The organism is Streptomyces sp. NPDC004667 (assembly GCF_040609475.1).
In the GTDB taxonomy this organism is placed as follows: Bacteria; Actinomycetota; Actinomycetes; order Streptomycetales; family Streptomycetaceae; genus Streptomyces.
The window spans coordinates 1-21,249 of the sequence record NZ_JBEXKC010000102.1 but is presented as its reverse complement, the minus strand read 5'-3'; the positions used below and the strand labels follow the sequence as shown (position 1 = coordinate 21,249).

19 protein-coding genes and 2 pseudogenes are annotated in these 21,249 nt (G+C 73.9%); 10 read left to right on the top strand and 11 right to left on the bottom strand.

The annotated features are described in order from the left end of the window. A pseudogene (locus ABZW32_RS34465) lies at positions 1–1,122 on the top strand (XRE family transcriptional regulator); the annotation flags it as partial. On the opposite strand, the gene ABZW32_RS34460 reads toward ABZW32_RS34465, so the two are convergent. Then, positions 1,097–3,085, bottom strand: coding sequence for a PE-PGRS family protein (locus ABZW32_RS34460; protein ID WP_356223868.1), 1,989 nt, complete (start codon positions 3,083–3,085; stop codon positions 1,097–1,099). The pseudogene ABZW32_RS34465 and the gene ABZW32_RS34460 sit on opposite strands and share 26 nt — an antisense overlap. A 150-nt stretch (positions 3,086–3,235) precedes the next feature. Continuing rightward, a complete protein-coding gene (locus ABZW32_RS34455) occupies positions 3,236–4,123 on the bottom strand; it encodes a TIGR03619 family F420-dependent LLM class oxidoreductase (protein ID WP_356223865.1) in 888 nt (295 codons plus the stop codon). A 340-nt stretch (positions 4,124–4,463) separates the two neighbouring features. On the opposite strand from ABZW32_RS34455, the gene ABZW32_RS34450 reads away from it, so the two are divergent. The 3 genes from ABZW32_RS34450 (at position 4,464) to ABZW32_RS34440 (ending at position 8,767) form a co-directional block, all read left to right on the top strand. Next, positions 4,464–7,022 (top strand): ATP-grasp domain-containing protein, encoded by a 2,559-nt coding sequence (locus tag ABZW32_RS34450; RefSeq protein WP_356223862.1) that lies wholly within the window; start codon positions 4,464–4,466, stop codon positions 7,020–7,022. Continuing rightward, positions 7,019–8,302, top strand: coding sequence for an MFS transporter (locus ABZW32_RS34445; protein WP_356223860.1), 1,284 nt, complete (start codon positions 7,019–7,021; stop codon positions 8,300–8,302). The genes ABZW32_RS34450 and ABZW32_RS34445 overlap by 4 nt, the downstream gene beginning before the upstream one ends. A 225-nt stretch (positions 8,303–8,527) precedes the next feature. Next, on the top strand, positions 8,528–8,767 hold the full coding sequence (locus ABZW32_RS34440) for a hypothetical protein (RefSeq protein ID WP_356223858.1): 240 nt from the start codon (positions 8,528–8,530) through the stop codon (positions 8,765–8,767). 26 nt (positions 8,768–8,793) lie between these two features. Here ABZW32_RS34440 and ABZW32_RS34435 read toward each other — a convergent pair whose 3' ends face one another. Then, complete coding sequence (locus ABZW32_RS34435) at positions 8,794–9,477, bottom strand: M15 family metallopeptidase (protein ID WP_356223855.1); 684 nt, start codon at positions 9,475–9,477, stop codon at positions 8,794–8,796. 459 nt (positions 9,478–9,936) lie between these two features. After that, positions 9,937–10,521, bottom strand: coding sequence for a hypothetical protein (locus ABZW32_RS34430; protein ID WP_356223852.1), 585 nt, complete (start codon positions 10,519–10,521; stop codon positions 9,937–9,939). A gap of 186 nt (positions 10,522–10,707) precedes the next feature. Here ABZW32_RS34430 and ABZW32_RS34425 point away from each other — a divergent pair, with 186 nt between their 5' ends. Continuing rightward, entirely contained in the window at positions 10,708–11,358 is a 651-nt protein-coding gene (locus ABZW32_RS34425; RefSeq protein ID WP_356223850.1) for a class I SAM-dependent methyltransferase, read from the top strand. Between the two features lie 28 nt (positions 11,359–11,386). Here the strand turns inward: ABZW32_RS34425 and ABZW32_RS34420 are convergent, their stop codons facing one another. The 3 genes from ABZW32_RS34420 to ABZW32_RS34410 all read right to left on the bottom strand — a co-directional run bounded on the left by ABZW32_RS34420 (position 11,387) and on the right by ABZW32_RS34410 (position 13,698). After that, positions 11,387–12,409 (bottom strand): CU044_5270 family protein, encoded by a 1,023-nt coding sequence (locus tag ABZW32_RS34420; RefSeq protein WP_356223847.1) that lies wholly within the window; start codon positions 12,407–12,409, stop codon positions 11,387–11,389. Beyond that, on the bottom strand, positions 12,406–12,984 hold the full coding sequence (locus ABZW32_RS34415; RefSeq protein WP_356223845.1) for an RNA polymerase sigma factor: 579 nt from the start codon (positions 12,982–12,984) through the stop codon (positions 12,406–12,408). Before ABZW32_RS34415 ends, ABZW32_RS34420 begins: the two co-directional genes overlap by 4 nt. Before the next feature lie 102 nt (positions 12,985–13,086). Further along, positions 13,087–13,698 (bottom strand): 2'-5' RNA ligase family protein, encoded by a 612-nt coding sequence (locus ABZW32_RS34410; protein ID WP_356223842.1) that lies wholly within the window; start codon positions 13,696–13,698, stop codon positions 13,087–13,089. Positions 13,699–13,931: 233 nt separating this feature from the next. Between ABZW32_RS34410 and ABZW32_RS34405 the strand changes: the two genes are divergently transcribed. Then, on the top strand, positions 13,932–14,633 hold the full coding sequence (locus tag ABZW32_RS34405; protein WP_356223839.1) for a DUF4232 domain-containing protein: 702 nt from the start codon (positions 13,932–13,934) through the stop codon (positions 14,631–14,633). A gap of 27 nt (positions 14,634–14,660) precedes the next feature. On the opposite strand, the gene ABZW32_RS34400 is transcribed toward ABZW32_RS34405, so the two are convergent. Beyond that, positions 14,661–15,647: an MsnO8 family LLM class oxidoreductase gene (locus ABZW32_RS34400; protein ID WP_356223837.1), complete on the bottom strand. Its 987-nt coding sequence runs from the start codon at positions 15,645–15,647 to the stop codon at positions 14,661–14,663. A gap of 217 nt (positions 15,648–15,864) precedes the next feature. Between ABZW32_RS34400 and ABZW32_RS34395 the strand changes: the two genes are divergently transcribed. The 3 genes from ABZW32_RS34395 (at position 15,865) to ABZW32_RS34385 (ending at position 17,887) form a co-directional block, all read left to right on the top strand. Beyond that, a complete protein-coding gene (locus ABZW32_RS34395; protein WP_356223834.1) occupies positions 15,865–16,698 on the top strand; it encodes a methyltransferase domain-containing protein in 834 nt (277 codons plus the stop codon). Positions 16,699–16,844: 146 nt separating this feature from the next. Next, positions 16,845–17,561 carry an intradiol ring-cleavage dioxygenase gene (locus tag ABZW32_RS34390; RefSeq protein WP_356223831.1) on the top strand — a complete coding sequence of 239 codons (717 nt, stop codon included), beginning with the start codon at positions 16,845–16,847 and terminating at the stop codon, positions 17,559–17,561. A 110-nt stretch (positions 17,562–17,671) separates the two neighbouring features. After that, positions 17,672–17,887: a hypothetical protein gene (locus tag ABZW32_RS34385; protein WP_356223828.1), complete on the top strand. Its 216-nt coding sequence runs from the start codon at positions 17,672–17,674 to the stop codon at positions 17,885–17,887. Positions 17,888–17,905: 18 nt separating this feature from the next. Here the strand turns inward: ABZW32_RS34385 and ABZW32_RS34380 are convergent, their stop codons facing one another. The 3 genes from ABZW32_RS34380 to ABZW32_RS34370 all read right to left on the bottom strand — a co-directional run bounded on the left by ABZW32_RS34380 (position 17,906) and on the right by ABZW32_RS34370 (position 20,614). Then, a complete protein-coding gene (locus ABZW32_RS34380) occupies positions 17,906–18,319 on the bottom strand; it encodes a nuclear transport factor 2 family protein (RefSeq protein WP_356223825.1) in 414 nt (137 codons plus the stop codon). Positions 18,320–18,549: 230 nt separating this feature from the next. Next, the gene (gene gap, locus ABZW32_RS34375) at positions 18,550–19,548 is read right to left on the bottom strand and encodes a type I glyceraldehyde-3-phosphate dehydrogenase (RefSeq protein WP_356223822.1); all 999 of its coding nucleotides are present in this window, start codon (positions 19,546–19,548) and stop codon (positions 18,550–18,552) included. 109 nt (positions 19,549–19,657) lie between these two features. Continuing rightward, the gene (locus ABZW32_RS34370; RefSeq protein ID WP_356223819.1) at positions 19,658–20,614 is read right to left on the bottom strand and encodes a helix-turn-helix domain-containing protein; all 957 of its coding nucleotides are present in this window, start codon (positions 20,612–20,614) and stop codon (positions 19,658–19,660) included. 55 nt (positions 20,615–20,669) lie between these two features. Between ABZW32_RS34370 and ABZW32_RS34365 the strand changes: the two are divergent. After that, a pseudogene (locus tag ABZW32_RS34365) lies at positions 20,670–21,128 on the top strand (lamin tail domain-containing protein); the annotation flags it as partial. Between the last annotated feature and the right edge of the window lie 121 nt (positions 21,129–21,249).

The window sequence follows — 21,249 nt, the reverse complement described above, 5'->3', positions numbered from 1 at the left end:
GGGCCCCGCGGCCGGGCCCGGCCGCGCCGCGGCTGGGACCCGCAACGCGCCCGGCACTACCTGGTCCACCTCGCCGGACACCTGGACGGGCCCGATCGGCTCGAACGCCAGGACCTGGCCTGGTGGCAACTGCGGGACTCGGTCCGGCTGTCCTCCCGCGTCCTGGCCGTCGTCCTCGCCTGCTCCCTGGTCACCGGCGTCGCCGACTGGCTGGTCTTCCCGGCAAAGAACCTGGCCGCCGGTCACAGCGCCGCGTTCGCACTGGGCGCGGGCCTGTTGGACGCGCTGTTGTTCGGCCCCGTGGTCGGCCTCTCCTTCGGGCTGGTCTACGCGCTCCTGGCCGTGTTCGGCGTCAGGGCGTTCGCGCCGTCGCGCGTGCGGATGCGCCTGCCCGGACGCGGACGGGTCCGCCGGGCCGACGGCCCGGCCGCCCGCAGGTGCGCCACGCTGTGCTCTGCAGGACTCCTGGGCGGCTTCGTCCTGGGCCTCGGCTGCGGGCTCGGCTTCACCACCGGAGCCCTGCTGACCGGCGCCCGCGGAACGCCCCGCGCGGTGCTGATCGAGGCGACCGTCGTCAACTCCCTCGTGTACGGGCTCACGTTCGCCCTGGCGGGCGGCCTGGTGCTCGGACTCGTCGCCGCCCTGGAGACCCCCCTCGACCTCGGATCCGCCGCCACGCCGACGGACCTGCTGGCCGTCAACCGCAGCATCGTGGTGCGCCAGGCCCTGTTCCTCGCGCCCATGCTCACCCTGGTCATCGCCTTCGGCGGCCGTCTGATCACCGAACTCCTCCGGGGAGTCGCCGGTCCCCTCAGCTGGCCCCTGGCCGACGGGCTCGCGCTGGGCGCCGTCGGCGGCCTGGCCGGTTCGTTCTCGTACGCCCTGGCGTTCACCGCCTGGGGCCAGTGGGTGCTCCTGGCCCGCCTCTGGCTTCCCCTGACCGGCCGTCTCCCCTGGGCCACCGTCGACTTCCTCGACGACGCCTACCGGCGCGGGGTCCTGCGCCGGGTCGGCGCCGTCTACCAGTTCCGCCACGCACGCCTCCAGCACCACCTGCTGGAGGAGGCCGCCGCGCAGGACCCGCGAGGGGGCGCCGTCAGGCTTCCTTCGCCTGTGCGGTGAAGGCGGTGCAGCGGGCCGCCATGGCGCGGACCACGTGGGGCGGGATGCCCGGGTTGCGGGCGGCGTCACCCACCGTCTCCCGGTCCCGCAGGCTCGCCGCCAGCACGGCCGCGGGGAGGGGGCCGTGCCGCAGGACGGCCGCGCGTACGGAGTCGGCCGGGTCCTCGGTCAGGCGGATCGCGTCGGCGACGGGCAGGCGCGGGTCCTCCGCCGCCCGGTACCGCACCTCCGGGTCGCGGTCCCCGGCGAAGCGGGAGACGAGTTCCGGGGGCGACTGCGGATCGTCCAGGGCGAGCCGGCGCATCCGTCCGTGCGGGTCGTCGGCGAACCTCAGCAGGCCTTCGCGGGGGAAGTTGGGGTGCGTACGGGGGCGTCCGGGGGACGACAGGCTGCCGGTCCACCAGGTCCACACCCGCAGCAGCATCTCGGCCGGGGCGTCCTCGCAGGACTCGGCGAGGAACAGCTGCACCACCCGGTCGGTGTCCCACGCCAGCCGTTGGACCACGTCCGGCGGGAGCCGCCGGGCCCGGGCCACGCTCCGGCGCACCAGGACGTGCGAGGAGGCGGCGAGCACGCGCATGGCCTCCGGGTCCTCGTGCCGGTCCGCGACCCAGGGCAGGGTGTGGGACATGCCGGACGGGTCGACGTCCACCCGGATCGCGGCCCGTTGTTCCTCGGTGAGGTCGGCGCGGAGCGCGACCGTGTACCGCACCGAGTCGTCCGGGTCCTCGGCCAGCCGGGCCACGGTCCGCGGATCGAGGCGGGGATTGGCGGCGAGCGCCCTGCGCAGGCGCGCGTCGCCGGTGGCGAGGAGGTGCTCGACCAGGTCCGGGCCGAGACGGCAGCTCTCGACGGCCGGCTCGCCCAGCTCCTCCCGTACGAAGTCCTCACTCGAGAGCAGCCGGGCCTCGTGGTCGCGCAGCAGCGCCGCGGTCCGTACTCCGGCCGACCCGTCGGCGAGCAGGGCCCGGCGGCGGTCGGCCGGCAGTACGGACCAGGAGGTCCGGCAGACCCTCGCCCGGATCCCGGCGTCGGGGTCCTCGGCCAGCAGGGCGGCCTGGCGCTCGGGGAGTCCGGTCAGTCCGGCGGCTTCGGCCCGGACGCGCGTGGAGGGATCGGCTGCCAGCAGGGCGCAGGTCTCCTCGTCCAGGGCGACCCGCCAGTCGGCGGCGAGCGTCGTGAGCAGCCACCGTTCGCGTTCGGTCGCGGCCGCGCGCAGGAGCCGGGTCCAGTGGGCGGGGGTCAGCCCGCGCCCCAGATCGATGGCCCGGAGCGTGGCCTTGGGATCCGGGTGAGCCAGGGCCAGCTCCACGAGCTCGTCCGGCGGGAGCCGCCACCACAGCTCGGGGCAGGAGTGGAGCAGTTCCCGTCGGACGGGGTCGGGGGTGGCCGGGTTGACGGTGAGGGCTTCGGCCCAGGCGTCCACGACGGCCGGAGCGGGGGCGGGGCCCGCCAGGAACGCCTCCCAGGCCGCCGCGTCGTCCTCGGCGCCCCGTCGGGCACCGGCCTCGGCCGCCGCGGCGATCCGCGCGTCCACCCCGGTCAGGACCAGCGGCCGCGGGGCGCCGGGACCGGCGCCCACCCGTGCCACGGTGTCCCCGTCCGTCGTGGCGAGGAGCAGACCCCGCGGATCGGGATCCGCACCGGTGAGGATGCCGGCGAGGGCCGCGACGGGATCGGCGGCGCTGATCCGGACCCGGCGCCACGCATGGCCCATGCAGCCCCGCGGGGACCACGGCCCCTCGAACGCGAGCAGGAACTCGCGGCCGCCGCCGAGGAGGAGTGCGGCCGCTTCGGCCGGGCCGGCGGCGGGTTCGCCCTCCGCCGCCGCCACGGCGAGGAGCCGTCGCGCCGTGGCGGCCTTCCGTACGCCCGGCAGCCACCAGGTCCCCAGGGGTTCCAGCCCCATGGAGGCCAGCAGTGCCTCGTAGCCCTCGCGATCCCGCAACCTGTCGTCGCCCACGTCCCCCGCGCCCCCTCGTCCTCGTGCTCCCGGCCATCCTCTCCCGAGGGGTTCCGGGCTCAGGGAACAGGGTGCCGGGACGGGGGCCCGGGTGTGGGGGCGCCGGGGTGTGGGACACCCGGGGTGTGCGGACACCGGGGTGGCGGGCCGCTATCCGGCCCGTACGCGCTCCAGGACCTTGATGCCCAGTTCCAGCGCCTCGTCCGGTTCGCGCACGCACTGCTGGTAGTCGACGAAGCAGCCGTCGGCACCGGTGTCCCCGACCCCTGCGAGGACCGCCGCGACCTCCTCGTACGACGCACCCGGCCCGGGGTTGAAGCGGATGGTGCGGCGCAGCGTGCCGGGGTCCCGGCCGGCCTCCTCCGCGGCCCGCCGGGCGGTGTCCCAGAGCGCGGTCAGCCGCTCGGGCGGCAGGACGGCTCCGACCCAGCCGTCGGCCCGGCGTCCGACCCGGCGCATCGCGGCGGGCGAGAAGCCGCCCAGGTAGACCGGCGGGTGGGGCCGTTGCGCCGGCCGCAGCCCCACGTGGGCGCGCGGGACGCGCCAGTGCGGGCCCTCGTGCTCGAACTCCTCCCGGGTCCAGATGCCCTGGACGATGTCGAGGATCTCGTCGAGGCGCTCTCCGCGCCGGCCGAATTCGGCGTTGACCGCGGTGTATTCGTCGCGCAGCCACCCGATGCCGAATCCGACGTCCAGTCGGCCGCCGGAGACCAGGTCCAGCGAGGTGAGGGTACGGGCCAGCAACAGGGGCGGGTACCAGGGGGCGTTGAGGGTGCTGGTGCCGAGCCGGGCCCGGGTGGTCGCCGTGGCGGCGACGGTCAGGACCGTGAGCGGGTCGAGGAAGGTGCGGTACTCGGGCGGGTACGGGTTGCTCGGCGTGTGGCCCGGGTAAAGGTCGCTGGGCTCGACCGGGGTCAGCGACCGGTCCCCCACCCAGAGCGAGTCGAAGCCCGCGTCCTCCGCGTCGCGCGCGAAGCCGGCGATCCGGTCGGCCTGCGCGTGGCTGCCGTACTGGGGCAGTGCGATGCCTATCTCCATGGCCCCATCGTGGACGCGGGGCGGCCCCCGGACCCAAGGGCGCCACGTGTGACGCGCGGCACACGGATCCGTGCTGCGGGATCCCGGGCCACCCGACGCCGGACCCGGCTCCGCTCCGGTGCGAGCCGGCCCCGAGTCGTGGTCGAGTCGTCCCCCGGTCGAGCCCGACCGATGCCTGATCTCCGCGCGAGCTCCGGCCCAGGCGGGTGCAAGTCGCGTGCGAGCGCGCCTGGTTACCTTTCGAAGACCGACGGCACATCCCGTACGCCCCCGGATCCCTCCCGTCCACGAAGTCCGTACGAGCCAGATGCCCTGCTGACGCAGGGGGAGATGAGAGCGAATGAACCCCGAGCGCACCCTGGTGCTCGTCGGTGGGACCGACGAGACCGTGCGGAAGGCCCACGACCTGGGGCTGAGCGTGCTGCTGCTCCAGCACCCCACCAAGGTCAGCGAGGAGCAGAACGCGCTCGCCGCTGCCGTCGAGGTCGTGGACTTCACGGACTGGTCGCTGGTCGAACCCCTGGTACGGGCCTGGCACGAGGGCCCCGGCTTCGCCGCGGCCCTCTCCCTGACCGAGCCCGGACTGGAGAACGCGGGTCGGATCAACGACCTGTACGGCCTCGGTGGAACCGGCTACGAGGTGACCGCCCGGATCCGCGACAAGGCCGCCATGCGGCGCTACGTGGCCGAGCACGACCCCGCGCACGCCGTCGGTGCCCGCTCCCTGCGTGCCCGCGAGGACCTGGACGCCTTCGGGGCCGAGTACGGCTTCCCCTTCATCGTCAAGCCCGTCGACGCGACCGCGAGCATCGGTGTGCAGCGGGTCGGGGGACCCGAGGACGCCGACCGGGTCTGGGACGAGGTGGTCCGGCTCTCCGGCACCCGGACCGACCGCGTCTCCTCGCTGTTCGTCCTGCAGGACTTCCTGATGGAGGAGTTCCTGGACGGACCCGAGTTCAGCGTCGAGTCCTTCAGCTTCGCGGGCCGCCACGTGATCGTCACGATCACGGAGAAGTTCACCTCGGACGGCCACTTCGCCGAGCTCGGCCACGCCGTCCCGGCCCGGCTGTCCGCGGCCGACGAGGACGCGGCGCGCGACGCGGTGCGCGGCTTCCTGGACGTGATGGGCATGCGCGACGGGGTGTGCCACACCGAGGTGCGCCTCACCGCCAAGGGCCCGCGCGTGATCGAGGGCCACAACCGGATCGCCGGTGACGCCATCCCCGAGCTGGTGCAGAGCGCCTTCGGCATCGACCTGAGCACGCTCGCGCTCGCCCACCCCTTCGGCCTGGCCGAGGAGCTGCCCGACCGCCCCCGGGCACGAGGGGGCGCCGCCGTGCGCACCCTGGTCGGCACGCCGGGCACCCGTGTGGAGTCCGTCGCCGGGGTCGAGGAGGCGCGTGCCGCGCAGGGCGTCATCGACGTCCGCGTCAGTGCCCGGCCCGGCGACGACGTACGGCCGCTGAAGGACAACTGGGACCGGCTCGGCCTGATCGCCGTCTCCGCCGGGGACACCACGGCGGCGATACGCCGAGGCGCCGAGGTGATACGGGAGCACATCCGCATCACCCTCGCGCAGCCGGACGGGGAGACCGTCCTCGCGCGGCCGGCCGAGGTCAAGCGGCGCGAGAACCTGCTGATCCTGCACCGCAACCCGCTGGAGCCGTTCCCGTTCCGGTCCTGGCTGCCGGAGCACACCGGCGACATCGTCCTCCTCGGTTCCCGCGAGAAGATCGAACTCGCCGGTGAGAAGGTGCCCGACGGCGACCTCGGCTACACCCGGCTGGAGATCTTCGACGACTTCGACGCGGACGAGGTCGACGCCCGCGCGCTCGAACTGGCCGCCGAGCACGAGATCACCGGCGTGACGGTGCTGCACGAGGCGGACATGCTGCGGGCCGCGCGGCTGCGCGAGCGGTTCGGGCTGCCGGGCGCCTGGTACGGCGACGTACTGCCGTTCCGCGACAAGGCCCTGATGAAGACGCGCGCACAGGCGGCGGGCATCGAGGTCGCGGCCTGGCTGCAGCCGCGCACCGCCGAGGAGGCCCGGACGTTCGCGGAGGCCCAGGGCTTCCCGGTCGTGTTCAAGGAGCGTCAGGGCTTCAACGCGATCGGCCTGCGCATCCTGGAGGACGAGGCGTCCTTCGAGGAGTGCCTGGCGGAGGTGTACGGCGCGGGCGAGCGGGACGACGTCCTGCTGGAGGGCTACGTCCCGGGCCGCATGTGCCACGTGGACGGTCTGGTGGCGGACGGGCGGGTGGCGATGGCCTGGCCGTCGCAGTACCAGTACGACCTGTCCTCCTTCGCCTCCGACGCGGGTCCGCGCATCGACCTCACCCTCGACCCGGACGACCCGATCACCCCGCGCCTGCTCGACCTCTCCGAGCAGGTCCTGGCCGCGCTCGCCCCCGAGGGTTCCCGGCTGCGCGACTACGCCTTCCACATGGAGGTCTTCCACACCCCGGACGACCGGCTGGTGCTGTGCGAGATCGCCTGCCGGCCCGGCGGCGCGAAGATCCGCGAGGTCTTCGGGACGCTGTTCGGCGTGCACCTCGGCGAGTACGCGGTGCGCGCCGATGCCGGCCACGAGCTCCACGCGGCCGTACGGCAGCGCGCGGAGTCCGGTGAGCTGCCCGCGCCACGGTGCATGGCGGGACAGATGCTCCTGATGAAGCAGCCGGGTCTGGTGCGCTCGCTGCCGCAGGAGCCCCAGGAGCCGTGGCTCGCCGGTTTCTGGCTCTACGCCGAGGAGGGCCAGGTCATCGCGCCCGCTTCCGGTTCCTCCGACTTCCTCGCCGCCGCGGTCGGCACGGCGCCGAACCGCACGGAGTGCGAGCGCCGGCTGCGCGAGCTCGGGGTGTGGGTGCGGGAGCACAGCGAGATCGGGGACGCGCCATGACCGGAGCCCGCCTGTCGGCGAAGACGCGCTACATGCTGGGCATGGTGGTCGACGCCACCGGAGCCGGCATGTACCTGCCCCTGTCCCTGCTGTACTTCCACCACGTCACCGGGCTGCCGCTCACGCAGGTCGGCACCCTGATGACCGCCGCCGCCGTGATCGGTCTGGTCAGCAATCCGGCGGCGGGCGTCCTGATCGACCGGTTCGGGGCCCGGGCCGTGGTCACCGGTGGGTACCTGCTGCGGGCGGCCGGGTTCTGTACGTACCCGCTGGTGGACAACGGCGTCAGCATGTTCGCCGTGATCCTCCTGGTCGCGCTCGGCGACACCTCGTACCCGCCGGCGATCCAGTCCTTCATCGCCGAGTTCGTCCGGGGCACGGAGCGGGACAAGCTGCTCGCCGCGCAGCGCAGTCTGCGCAACGCCGGTCTGGGCGTGGGTGGTCTGATCGCGGGTGCGGTCCTCGCCCTGGGCAGCGACGCGTTCTACTACGTGATCGTGTTCTGCACGGCCGCGGGATACGTGCTGGCCGCCGTGTGCTTCGGCTCCATCCCGATTCCCAGGACGGCACCGGACTCCGCGGCCCCCCGGGTCTCCCGCAAGGGCGGCTACCGGCTCGTGGCCCGCAACCGGCCCTTCCTCGCCCTGACCCTGCTCAACGTGCCGACGGCGTTCGGCTACACGGTGCTGGCCGTCGGCATCCCGGCGTACGTCACCCAGGACCTGGGGGCTTCGACCTCGCTCGTGGGTGTGCTGTACGCGGTCAACACGGTCGGGATCGCGCTCCTGCAGATCCCGGTCACCCGGGCGCTCGTCGCCTTCCGCCGCACCCGTGCGGTGGCACTGGGCGCGGCGGTGTTCGCCTCGTCGTTCGTCGTGTTCGCGGCGCTCGCCGGGGTGGGCGACAAGTCGGTCGTCCTGGTGGGGGTGTTCGTGGCGACGGCCCTGTTCACGGCGGGCGAGCTGATGCACGGCGCCACGGCGTCGGCGTTGTGCGCGCAGGCCGCTCCGGAGGAGACCCGCGGCCGTCACCTCGCGGTCTACCAGCTCTCGTGGGCGGTGCCGAGCGCCTTGGCGCCGGCCGTGCTGACGGCCCTGCTCACCCTGTCGCCGACGGCGATGTGGGTGGTGCTCGCGGCGGGTGCGACCGTCTCGGCCCTGGGTGTCCTTCGCCTGGAGCCCAGGCTGCCGCAGGAGGCGGTCCACCCGCGTCCGCGCCCGGAGCCGCAGCCGAAGCCGCAGCCGGCGCAGGGGCCCTCCGCGGAGCCGGCCCGGACCTGAGCCCGTCCCCGAGCCGGACCGGTCGTCCGAGACCCCGTCCCAGCCGTGAACCTCACGGCCCGGGCGGGGTCTCGGCGTACCGGACGCCCTCCGGCGGGCCACCGGGGCGGGTAGCCCCACCCGGCCCCGGGCGGTAGCCGCATCGTCCGGGGACCTCGCACACCGACATGCCGGTCCCGGCGCGCTTGCAGGTTTCCAGACGATTCCACAGGAGTTGAGCCGTGCGTGAACGGTCAGGGCAGGAATGCCGTGGTGCGCTCCGACGGCATGCCCGGTGTACTGGCGAGCGTCGAGGACCGCGAGGGGTACTGGGGTCACGGCGGCAGCTTCCCGGGGTACGGGACCCGGGGCGGGGTCAGGGAGGACGGCCGGGCGGCCGTCGACATCGCGGTGACCATCCAGCCGGCCGGCAAGGCGGCCATGGAACACGGCGAGGACGTGGTCGACACGGCCCTGTGCCGCTGAGACCCGCCTCCGGTCCCGGCCGGTCCTCAGCCGCCGTTCGCGGAGAAGTGCTGGTAGTCCGGCTCGGACCAGCGGGCGCCCCAGGACCAGCCCACCGCCTCGAAGGCCCTGGTGACGGCGGAGTCCGGGCGGATCACGCCCGGGCCCGCGCGGTCGCGGTCGAGGTGGGGCCGCCCGTTCGGCGGGTGGCTCGTGCCGTAGCGGTCGACGTACGGGTTCTCGACGGGGTTGATGTCGACGGCGTCGCCCCAGGCGTGCCGTGAGAGCCGGGCCGGGTCGCCGGTGACCCGTCGGCAGTTGAACGCGGAGGTGTTGTCCGCGGCCATGGCCCGCTCGTCGCTGCCGCCGTATTCGGCGGTGACGCGCATCCGCCGGATCGGGAACCGGTCCTCCAAGGCCCGGGCGAACACGCGGAGCAGGGGGCCGACGGCGTCGCGGTGGACGATCAGCTCGCCCCGGTGGACCTTGCCGTCGAAGCCCCAGTGGTTCAACCGGACGAGCCGGAGGCGGTCCGGGGGTACGGGGCAGCCGGTCCGGTAGCTGGCGCGCAGTTTCCCGGCGGGAACGGCCGAGACGCCTGCGGAGAGCGCCGCCACCGGGTCGTCGGGCACTGCCCGAAGCCCCGGGGCGGCCGCCCCCGGTACGCCGCAGGACGGTGTGGTCCCGCAGAGCGCGGCCGTCAGTGCCAAGGCTGCGAAGCGGTGGCGCACCCGTCCACGGTAGCCCCGTCCGCTGCGGCGGGCACGGCGGAGCGGGGGTCCGTCAGCCCGTCTTCCAGACGGCCTCGGGCGCGGCGCCGGGCTGCGGCGGGCGCGGGACGGGGCCATCATGGCCGGAGGTCGCGTTCCCCTCAGGAGGCACCGCATGCAGCTGGACGACTCGCAGAGGGCCTGGGCCATGATCATCGGCGTCGTCGCCGTCATCCTCGCGGACATCGCCGCGATCGTCCTGATGAACACCGTCGGGCGGTGACCCCCGTTGCGGAGCAGACGGCCGTAGCCTTCATTGACCCCGGGGGTGTGGCGGTCCGCCGTACCCCCCGGGGTCGGCCGTACGGTGCGCTGCGGGTCTACTCGCGGGCTGGCTACCGTCAAGTCTTGTACCTGAATGAGCGGTTGCCGCCGCACCGTCGGGATCGCGGTGGGGTCCGGGATCGCATCGGGCTCCGGTCACCACTTGTCGTGGCAGTTCCAGTGCCCCTTCACCCAGTGGGTGCTCTGATGGCCGGGGACCCAGTGCTTCTCCCACCAGCCGTGGCTCTTCCAACCCGGATGCCAGCGGCCGTCGTGGTCCTTGTAACCAGGGTGCCACTTGCCCTCGTGCCACGTCTTCTCGTAGTGCCCCCTGATCCAGATCTTGCTCCAGTGGCCGCGCTCCCACGTGCAGCGGTCGTGACGGTTGCCTTGATCGTGGTTGCCGTCGTGACGGCCGTCGCGGTTGTTGTCCTGGTGGGCGTAGCCGTAGCCGTTGCCGTTCCTGTTGCTGTTGCTGTTGCCGTCGTTGTTCCCGTAGCGGTTGCCGTCGTGACGGCCCTCGCCGTTGTGGTCGGCGTTTCCGTCGCCGTTGCCGTTGCCGTTGCCGTTGTTGTCATGGTCGTCGGTGAGGACGGAGGTGACGGACGAGGAGGGGGTGGGCGACGTCGGCGCCGCTGCGGCCGAGGCGGCGCCGGCGGCTCCGAGGGCCGCTCCCCCGGCCAGCAGGCCCGTCGTGGCCACGCCGACGGCCAGATGCCGGAAGCGGGTGGGAACGTTCATGAATCTCATCTCCTGCACAGCGCGGATTCCGGTTGCCCCAGGGATTCGTCGCCACTCCCACGAAGGATGGGTAAAATTCATATAAATATGTAGAAATTGTACATTTTGGTTGCCGTGTCGGAAAGCGGAATCTTCAGTGGCCGCAGCTCCGCCCGGGGCCGGTCCCGGGCCCCCTACTGTGTCCCCGTGACCGAAACAGCCCCGCACCTGCGCGCGACCGCGGACGCCTACGACGCGCTCGCCGCCCTCTACACCGATTTCGCCCGGGACGCGCTCGACGGTCTCCCGCTGGACCGCTCGGTCATCGCGGCGTTCGCCGAACTCGCACGGACCACCGGGTCCGGATCCGGTTCCGTATCCGTCGCCGAACTGGGCTGCGGCCCCGGACATGTGACGGACCATCTGCGGCGCCTGGGACTCGACGCGTTCGGGATCGACCTTTCACCGGCGCTGATCGCGCTCGCCCGCGAGGAGTACCCCGGTCTGCGGTTCGACGTCGGTTCGATGGACGCCTTGGACCTGGCCGACGGCGTACTCGACGGCGTCCTGTCCTGGTACTCGGTCATCCACGCCCCGCCGGGGCACGTCCCCTCCTACCTCGCCGAGTTCCGTCGCGTACTGACGGCGGGCGGCGCCCTGCTCCTCGCCTTCTTCGAGTCCGAGGGCGGCCCGGTCGCAGCCTTCGACCACAAGGTGACGACGGCCTACCGCTGGCCGGTCGACGACCTCGCGGCGCTGGCCGGCGAGGCCGGGTTCGTGGAGGTCGGCCGCATGCTGCGGGAGCCGTGCGAGGGCGAGCGCTTCCGGCGGGGCCACCTGTTGATGCGGGCGCGGTAGACGGACGGCTCGGGCGCGCTCCGCGGCGCTACGGCCGCGGTGCCTGCCCGGCCCGGTCCGCGACGCCCCGTCCGATGACGGCCACCGACGTCACCGTGTCCCCCGCCTTCCCCCAGGCACTGTCCTCCAGGAGCACGGTGCGTTCGCCGAGCAGTGTCAGGCTGTCCTTGTCGAAGATCCATTCGGTGCGTTCGCCGTCGTGGACGCGCGCGACCGCCACGCCCGCGCGTCCGGCCCCGTCCCGCACCTCGGGCAGGAAGACCACCCCGGGGATGCGCGCGGCCGCCCGGTAGAGGGCGGCGCTCACACCGGGCGGGGCTTCCATCGTCCGCAGCAGGTCGCCGATCGCGACGAACGCCTCCTGGTCGGGGCCGGTGGTCGAGCCCGAGCCCGGACCGTGGTTGCGGCGGGTGTCGGCGTAGATCAGGTCCAGCAGCTCGCCGGGGTCCGTCGGCAGCGATTCCAGGAAGCGGTACGTGGGGCTGCCGAGGGTGCCCGCGCCCTTGCCGTACGCGGGTTCCGTGGAGGTGCCGCGAGCGGTGCGCACGAGCGAGTCGGCGGATCCGTCGACGGAGAGCCAGCGTTCGGCGGACTCGTCCGTGCGGGACGCCTCCATCGCCCCGCCGGCGGTCTCGGTCAGTGCGGTGGAGTGTCCCGTGGTCCGCGTGTAGACGAACTGGTCGTCGCGGAGCGCCGGGGCGGGCAGGGCCCGGGCGGCGACGGCCACGCGGTCGAGCAGCCGCACGGCCGCCGGCTCGGGCGGGGCGGCGACGGGACCCCGGCCGTCGGACCCGTGCCCGCCGAGGGCGACCGCCAGGGCGACGGCGCAGGTCGCCGCTCCGGCGGCGAGCAGCACGGCTGCCGGCCGACGGGTACGCGACGGTCGTCGCGGGGTCGGTTCCGCTTCGCTCATCAGGTGCTCTTTCAGCCGGTGGCGCCCTGAAAAGGGGAGGTCCGCGTCGGACAGGCCGGGAAGGCGGTGGAGGACGTCCCCGCGCTCGGACGGTTCCGGGCGCGGGTCGGGGTCGGCTGTGGGGTCGGCGGCGTTCACAGGGTTCCTTCCCGGGCGGTTCGGGGAGACGGGTGCTGCGCGGGGGCGTTCCGCGGGGCGGCAGGCTCGGCGAGGTGGGCTTCGGTGAGCTTGTACAGGCGGGCGCGGGCCCGGGAGAGGCGCGAACGCACGGTTCCCACGGCCACCCCGCACGCCCGTGCCACCTCCTCGTGGCCGAGTCCGGACCACACGTACAGGAGGAGCACCTCGCGGTCCGTACGGCGCAGGCGGTGCAGTACGGCCAGGACGGCGGCCGCGTGCGTGGCGTCGGCGATGCGGGAGACGACGGCGTCCGCCACGTCGGGCACCGCGGCGGGGGGCGGCAGCCGGGCCATCGCGTCGCGGTGCCGGCGGGCCGCCCTGCGGGTGTTGCGGATGACGTTCGTCGCGATCCCGAAGAGCCATGCGCGCTGGTTCACCACCTCGTCGAGCGACTCCCGGAGCCGCCAGGCCTCCAGGAAGGTGAGGGAGACGATGTCCTCGGCCCCGGCGGGCTCCGCGGTCATGCGGACGGCGTGCGCGTACACCGCCCGGGCGTGTGCGTCGTAGATGTCCGCGAACAGTTGCTGGTCCACAGTGGGAAGTGTCCGCGGGCACCGGCGCGTTGCATGTGATCTCCGCCATAGGGTGAAGGGCACGCCGCGGGCGCCCACGGTGGCGGGGGGTCCCACGGGCCGTCAGGTGCCGGGGGCGCGGTGCCAGTCCACCGCCCCGGTACCCAGGGTGATCGTGGCGCGGGGCTGCATGGGCCCGTCGCCCCGGCGGGAGAGCAGGACGACGTCGTCGACCCGCGCCGGCATGCTGTCCAGGCGCGCGGCGCACTCCGCGGCCAGGCGACGCGGGTCCCGGCCGGTGCGACCGAGTGACAGGTGCGGGGTGAAGCGGGGGAACCGGCCGCGGCACAGGGGGAACGGCTCCGTCAGAGCGTCCTGGAGCGCCGTCCAGGGGGGCAGGCCGGCTGCCGCCGGGTCCAGCCACACCGTGGCGTACGCCCGGTGCCCGAACGTACGCACTCCGCTGAGGCGGACGGCGAAGGGCTCCCGTTCTGCGGCCACCGCGGCCAGCAGCGGGGCCGCGGCCGCGAAGTCGTCCTCCGGGACGAAGCCGAAGATCAGGTTGACGTGCGGTGGCCAGCGGCGGATCTGGGGGTCGTGCTCGGCCCGGATGCTCTGGATCGGGGGCCACAGCGCGGGAGGAGGGAGCCAGGCGACGGCGGTCCGGGGCGTGGGAGCCACCCGGAGGGAGCCCGGGACACCGGCTCCGCCGCCGGCCGTCGCGGAGACGTTCACCTCGTCATCATGCCCCGGGCGGGGGACGCGGGCTCCCCCCGCCGCGCGGCGGGGGCGGCGGGCGGTCCCGTACGACGATGGTGGGGGTCGCCCGGTCACGTCTCGCCGCGTCCGGTCCGCCTCACGTCACGGAACCGCCACAACCCCGTGCCCCCGAGAACCGGGCGGGGCCCGGTCGCGTGTCCGGCCACGCGTGCCGGTGCGGAACCGGTCGTGGACCTCGGGGAGCGCTCATGCAGTACACAGCAGGCGTCGGCCGGACCGCAGCGGTGCTGGCGGCAGCGATGACGGTCACGGCCTTGATGACGGGCTGTACGCCCACCGGCGGGGACGGCGCGGTCGCCAAGCCGTCGACGCCGGTATCGGCGTCGGCGCCCTCGGCCCCGTCGGCGCCCTCCGCGACACCCAAGGGTTCCGCGCCGGCCGAGCCGAAGCCGGCCGGGGTCACCTCCTCCGGCGGCACCGGCGGCACCGGCGGTACCGGCGGTACCAAGCCCTGCACGATCGGGCAGGTCAAGGTCTCCGACGCCCACCAGGCCGACGTCCGGCCGCCGGGTACGGGAACGGGTGCCGCCGTCGTCTCGGTGACCAACACCTCGGCCCACCCCTGCACGGTCCAGGGGTTCCCGACGGTCGCCGGAGCCGGCAACGGCTCGCCCGACCACAACCTCCCGCTGGCCACCGCCCACAGCGGTCCGGCCACCGCGGTGTCCCTGGCCCCGGGCGCCCGTGCCTGGACCAAGCTCACCTTCGTCAACGTCCAGGGCGAGGCCGACGGCTACTGCGTGTCCGGCGCCACGCCCGCCACCTTCCCCACGCTCGTCCTGGGCGTCCCCGCCGCGGGCTCGCACCAGATCGCCATGGACGACGGCATCTTCGCGGAGTGCGACAACAAGGTGACCGTCACCGCCTTCTCCTCCACCCGCCCGTCCTGACCGCCACGGCCTGCGGCGCGCCGGTGCCTATGGTGCGGCGGTGGCCTCCACGTACTTCCTGACCAGCTCGTAGGAGCGGAGGCGGTCACCGAGGTCGTAGACGGGCGTGGTGAGCATCAGCTCGTCCGCGCCCGTCTCGCGCGCCAGTTCGGCGAGCCGTCGTACGACGGTCTCGGGCGTCCCGACGGCCTGCTGTGCCCGGAAGTGGGCCAGCGCCTGCCGCTCCTCCTGCGTGAAGGGGTGCGCGGCCGCGGCCGCCGGGGTGGGGAACGGCCGGTCGCTCACCCCCTTGAGGAGCCCGGCCTTGACGACGTCCATCGGTCCGACGCGCCGGGCGGCCTCCTCCTGCGTCTCGGCGCACACGGTCTCCACGCACAGCAGCACGCGCGGCCGCTCGCACCAGCGGGACGGGGTGAACTCCGCGCGGTAACGCTCCAGGACCGCCCCGGTGTTGTCCGGCCGGATGTGGTGCGCCACGGCCACGGGCAGACCGAGCTCCGCGGCGAGGGCGGCGCCCGCCGGGCTGGAGGCCAGCAGCCACGGCTCCGGCAGCGGGCCCGGGGCGGCCTCGTCCACCAGGAAGGACAGGGTGGCGGCCACGTCGTCGCGGTACTCCGCGTCGGTGACCGGTCCGGCTCCGCGGCGCAGTGCCCGTGCGATGCCCTCGTCGAAGGTCCCGGGGCCGCGTCCGATGCCCAGGTCGACGCGGTCCTCGTGCAGGGCCGCCAGCGTCGCGAACTGCTCCGCGAGCATGAGGGGGGCGTGGTTGGGGGCCAGCACGCCGCCGGAGCCGAGACGGACCGCCGAGGTCGAGGCGGCGGCGTGCGCGATCAGCACGACCGGCGGGAACGCTCCGATCGCGGGCGAATGGTGGTGCTCGGCGTACCAGATCCGGTGGTAGCCCAGCTGTTCGATGCCCTGCGCGAAGGCGGCGGTGTCCCGCAGGGTGTCCAGGGCGCGGGAGTCCGTCTGGACCATCGCGACTTCCAGCGCTGAAAGAGGTATGTCGAGCATGGCGTCAGCATAGGGATCACACGTCCGGATACCGGATCGATGATCACTTTCGCGCCACCGGTCCGGCCGGCCACCTGCCGTACCGCTCGTTTCCGGCCGTCCGGGGTACGACACGGGCCACGGGTCCGGGTCCGCCCCGTTCGGGCGTACGGATGCTGCCAGACTGGGCGCGTCCGTACGTTCGGCGGCGTTCCGCGTTTCCCGGAGGTGTCACGGCGTGGCGTTCGAGGCCGAGGATTCATTCCCCGTCATGCGGCCCGCGGTACGGGAGACGTACGGGCCCGCCGACCTGAGCGGGGAGCCGGTCTTCGCCGGCGGGTTCATCAACTTCGGCTACTGGAACGGCATCGACCTGACGGCCCCGCTCGGCGAGGCGGAGCGGATCCGCAGCCAGCAGGACCTCTACCGACGGGTCCTCGACGCCGCCGGGCCGCTGGAGCGGCTGCGGGTCCTCGAAGTGGGCTGCGGGCTCGGCATGGGCTGTGCGCTGGCCCTGCGCGAGCGCCACCCCGCCGGGGTCACCGGCATGGACATCCACCCCGCCCAGTTGCGCCGGGCCCGGGAGGCGCACGCGGGCCTCCTCGGCGAAGCACCGGAACGGCTGAGATTCGTACGGGGCGCGGCGGAGCGGATGCCCTTCGCGGACGGCGAGTTCGAGGCCGTCGTCAGCGTGGAGGCCGCACAGCACTTCCCGGACCTGTCCGCCTTCGCCGCGGAGACGGCGCGCGTGCTGCGTCCGGGCGGACGGGTCGCCGTCGCCAGCTTCTTCACCGCCGACGACTCGCCGGCCCGGGACGGGGAACTGGCCCTGCTGCTGGACACCTACGCGAACGGGCTGGACATCGCCCGCCCGGTCTCCGCCCTGACCGACGCGCTCACGGCGTCCGGGCTCGCGGGGGCGCGGGCCGAGTCGATCGGCCACCGGGTCTGGGCCGGCTGGGACGCCTGGCTGTCCCGGCTGTGGGCGCCGGACACCTGGCCGCGGAACTTCCTGAAGGCGTACGAGCGGCGGATCCTGGACTACTACGTCGTCACGGCCCACCGCCCGTAGGCGAGCGCGCCGACCGGCCCGGCATCCGTCGGGCGCATCGGCCGGGGGGAGGTAGGCGGCGGCCGTGCGACGGCGTGTCGGGAGAGCTGCGGGAGCGGCTGCGCCACGGTGGAGCCCATGGCTCCGACCCCCGCGAAAGGCGCGCCGTGACTCCCGAGCCCCGCCCCCTGGACACCCGCCGACGTACGCTGCTGCTGGCCGCCGGCACCACCGCCCTCACCGGTCTGGCATCGGCGTGTGCCGGAAGGCCGGACGGCACGACGGAGGCGGCCGCCGGCCGGGCCGCCGCCGCACGGGCCGTCACACCGAACCCGTCCGGCCCGCCGCCCTCCTGCGTCCTGGCCGCCGAGACCGGGGAGGGCCCGTACTACACCCCGAAGAGCCAGATCCGCTCCGACGTCACGGAGGACCGCCAAGGCGTCCCGCTGCGGCTGGACCTGCAGATCGTACGGGCCGCCAAGGGGTGCACCCCGCTGGCGGAGGTGGCCGTGGACATCTGGCACGCCGATGCCTCCGGCCTGTACTCGCAGCGCGGTGCCGGCTATCTGCGCGGCACCCAGACCACCGACGGGGACGGCCGCGTGTCGTTCCGCACCATCGTGCCGGGGTGGTACGCGCACATCGCCCCGCACGTCCACTTCAAGGTCCGCCCCGGGCGCCGCACCGCGGTCTCCTCCCAGCTGTTCCTGCCCGAGGAACTGCTCAACACGGTGTACGCGGGCGATCCCTACTCCCGCCGCAAGGCCCCCGCGCACCCCAACACCCGCGACGACCGGTTCGCGTCCAAGGGTGCCGGTCTGACGCTGAACCCGGTGCGGGACGGGGCCGGTTACCGGGCTTCGTTCGTCATCGGCATCGTCTGACCGCCGGCGCGCCCGCCACGGTGGCCGCGGCCCGTCCGGGCGGGTGTGCGGGGTCGCCCGTACGGAGCGCCCGGCGTGCCGGGGCGCCGCGGCGCGCGCACGCTGGGGGCATGCCCGATCGCCTGCACGTCGTCGTCCATCCGGTCGCTCCCGGGGGTGGCCGGGCGGTGGTCGCGCACGTGCACGGCGAGGACCGCCCCCTCGGCATGGCGCACTCCCTCGCCGATGTGGTCGAGATGTTCCGCGCGGCCGGTCTGGAGACCGCCGTGGGGTGGCCGCCGATCCGCTGGCTGGGCGGGGCGCCCGACGAGTGGGGCGACGGCTAGCCGGCCGTGGCCGGGGGATCAGCGGCGGTGTGCGGGGAAGAGGACGTCCGCGGTGTGCCGGGTGTCCGCGTACTCGCGCACCGCGGCGATCCGCCCCTCGCGGACGGTGAACACCCCGGCGCAGCGGTTGGCGTAGGCCGCGCCGTCGACCGTGGTCGCCGTCGAGGTCCATTCGGCGAGGACCTGGTCGCCGTCGGCGAAGGCGTGGGTCAGCTCGATCACGGTGGTGCCGGGCCGGATCAGCGGGCCGACGGAGCCGAGGAAGTCCTCCAGGATGGCGGTGCGGCCCTCGTAGGTGCCGGAGATCGGCAGGTCGCCGGGGTAGGTCCAGGTGGCGTCGTGCGCGAAGCTGTCGCGGATGGCGGGGAGGTCGCCGTCGCGCACCGCTTCGACGTACCGGGTGACGACTGCTTTGGGGTCGGTGCCGGTCATGGGGAGCTCCGTTCGGTGGCCGTGTCCTGTCCCGCGGTCCGTCGGACCGCTGTGGTCACAGCTCATCTCAGGCGCTCCCGCGGATCCAACAACCGTCCGGCCGGCTCGACAACCGAACGTTGTCGCCGCCGGTGGAGGCCGTGTCCGGGTGGGTGGGAAGGGCCTGTCGGCCGTCCTGGGAGCAGGACGGGGCGCCCGCCGCCGCGGGCGCCCCGTGCACCGGCCGCGGGTCAGCGCGCGGCGAGCAGCTGCAGCGTGTCGATCACGCGGTTGGAGAAGCCCCACTCGTTGTCGTACCAGGCGACGACCTTGACGTGGCGGCCCTCGACGCGGGTCAGTTCCGAGTCGAAGATCGACGAGGCCGGGTTGCCCGTGATGTCGGAGGAGACGAGCGGGTCCTCGGAGTACTCCAGTACGCCGGCGAGCGGGCCCTCGGCCGCGGCGCGGTAGGCCTCCAGCACCTGCTCGCGCGTGACGTCGCGGGCGACGGTCGTGTTGAGCTCGACGATCGACCCGACGGGTACCGGCACGCGGATCGAGTCGCCGGACAGCTTGCCGTCGAGGTTCGGCAGGACGAGGCCGATCGCCTTGGCGGCGCCCGTCGTGGTCGGCACGATGTTGACGGCGGCGGCGCGGGCGCGGCGTGCGTCCCGGTGCGGGCCGTCCTGGAGGTTCTGCTCCTGCGTGTAGGCGTGCACCGTGGTCATGAAGCCGTGCTCGATGCCCGCGAGGTCGTCGAGGACCGCGGCCAGGGGTGCGAGCGCGTTGGTGGTGCAGGAGGCGTTCGAGACGATCGTGTGCAGGTCCGGGTCGTACGCGTCGGTGTTCACACCGAAGGCCAGCGTGACGTCCGCGCCGTCCGCGGGCGCGCTGACCAGCACCTTCTTCGCACCCGCGTCGAGGTGGGCACGGGCCGCCTTGGCCGAGGTGAAACGGCCGGTGGCCTCCAGCACGATGTCGACGCCGAGCTCCGCCCACGGCAGGTTCGCCGGCTCGCGCTCGGCCAGCACGGTGATGCGCCGGCCGTCGACGACCAGGACGTTCCCCTCGACGGTCACCGGGCGGCCGAGCCGGCCCGAGGTGGTGTCGTAGGCGAGCAGCCGCGCCAGGGTGGCGGGCTCGGTGAGGTCGTTGACGGCGACGACATCGAGGTCGCTGTCGCGTTCGAGCAGCGCGCGCAGCACGTTGCGTCCGATGCGGCCGAATCCGTTGATGGCGATGCGAGTCATGAGGCGTGTCCTTTCGGGTTCGCCACCAGGTTCCCCCGCTGGTCGCGGCCGTGACAGCGGCGGGATTGCCACGGTCCGCAAGGATCGCGCCAAGGGAGGCCCCGCGCGGCTATTCGCCCCGCGTGAAGGTGCGCCGGTACTCGCTCGGCGTGGTGCCGAGGATCCGCTGGAAGTGCAGCCGCAGGTTGGATCCGGTCCCGAGGCCGACGTCGGCGGCGATCTGCTCGACGCCGCGCTCCGACCGCTCCAGCAGCTCACGGGCCAGGTCCACGCGGGCGCGCATGACCCACTGCATCGGCGTGTACCCCGTGTCCTCGGCGAAGCGGCGCGAGAAGGTGCGCGGCGACACGGCGGCGTGCCGGGCGAGGATCTCCAGGGTGAGGGGCTCGCCGAGCCGGTGCAGCGCCCATTCGCGGGTGGCGGCGAACCGCTCGCCGAGCACCTCGGGCACGCTGCGGGGCACGTACTGCGCCTGGCCGCCGCTGCGGTACGGCGCCGCGACCAGGCGCCGGGCGGCGTGGTTCGACGCGGCCACCCCGAGGTCGCCCCGCAGGACGTGCAGGCACAGGTCGATGCCCGAGGCGGCGCCGGCCGAGGTCAGCACGCTGCCCTCGTCCACGAACAGGACGTTCTCGTCTACCCGTACCAGCGGGCGTTTGGCCGCCAGGGCCCGTGCGTAGTGCCAGTGCGTCGTGGCGCGTTTGCCGTCGAGGAGTCCGGTGGCGGCGAGCGCGAAGGCGCCGGTGGAGATGGCGGCGAGTCGCGCGCCGCGGGCGTGGGCCGCGATCAGCGCGTCGACGACGGCCCGGGGCGGGTCGTCGCGGTCGGGGAAGCGGTAGCCGGGGACGAAGACGATGTCGGCCCAGGCCAGTGCTTCGAGGCCGTGGGCGACGTAGTACGAGAGTCCGTCGCCGCCGGTCACCAGGCCGGGCGCGGCACCGCACACCCTCACCTCGTACGGCATGCTCGCGCGGGTCGAGAACACCTGGGCGGGAATGCCGACGTCGAGCGGCTTGGCCCCTTCGAGGACGAGGACGGCGACATGGTGCAGGCGGGAACGTGGCACGGGCACGAGCGTACGCCAACGCAGCTTAGATGTTTATTGACTTCAAGGGATAGTCATGGATATATCCGCATTTGGCAACACGCGCCGATTGGTCCACCTTTTGGCGCGCCGGGGGCGAAAGAGTGTGGCTCCTCGGCAGGACGCCGGGAACCGTTCGGAGCCCGTCCGGCTTTCAGGAGACCGGACCGGGCTGTCTGTTGAAGGGGTCATCTCCATGTCTGCTTCTCTCGCCACCCGCCGCGTGGTCGCCTCCCTCGTGGCCGCGGGCGCCCTCATCGGCGCGGCGGCCCTGCCGGCCGTCGCCGCCGACCACGGACGCGACCACAAGGGCCAGCGCTCCGCGGTCGTCATCGGCGGCGTCCAGTACGACAGCCCCAACCGCGACGACCGCTCCAACCGCGCCCTGAACGGGGAGTGGGTCGAGGTCAAGAACACCGGCCGCCACAGCGTCAGCCTGCGCGGCTTCACGCTGACCGACCGTGAGGGCAACCGCTACCGCTTCGGCGACTTCCGCCTGGACGGCCGCTCCAGCGTCAAGGTCCAGGCGACGTACGTCGTGGCGCCGAGTTCGACGGCGAGGTCGATGTTGCGGATCGTCTTGCGGAGGGCGTAGCGGCGGACGTCCCGGTCGTTCG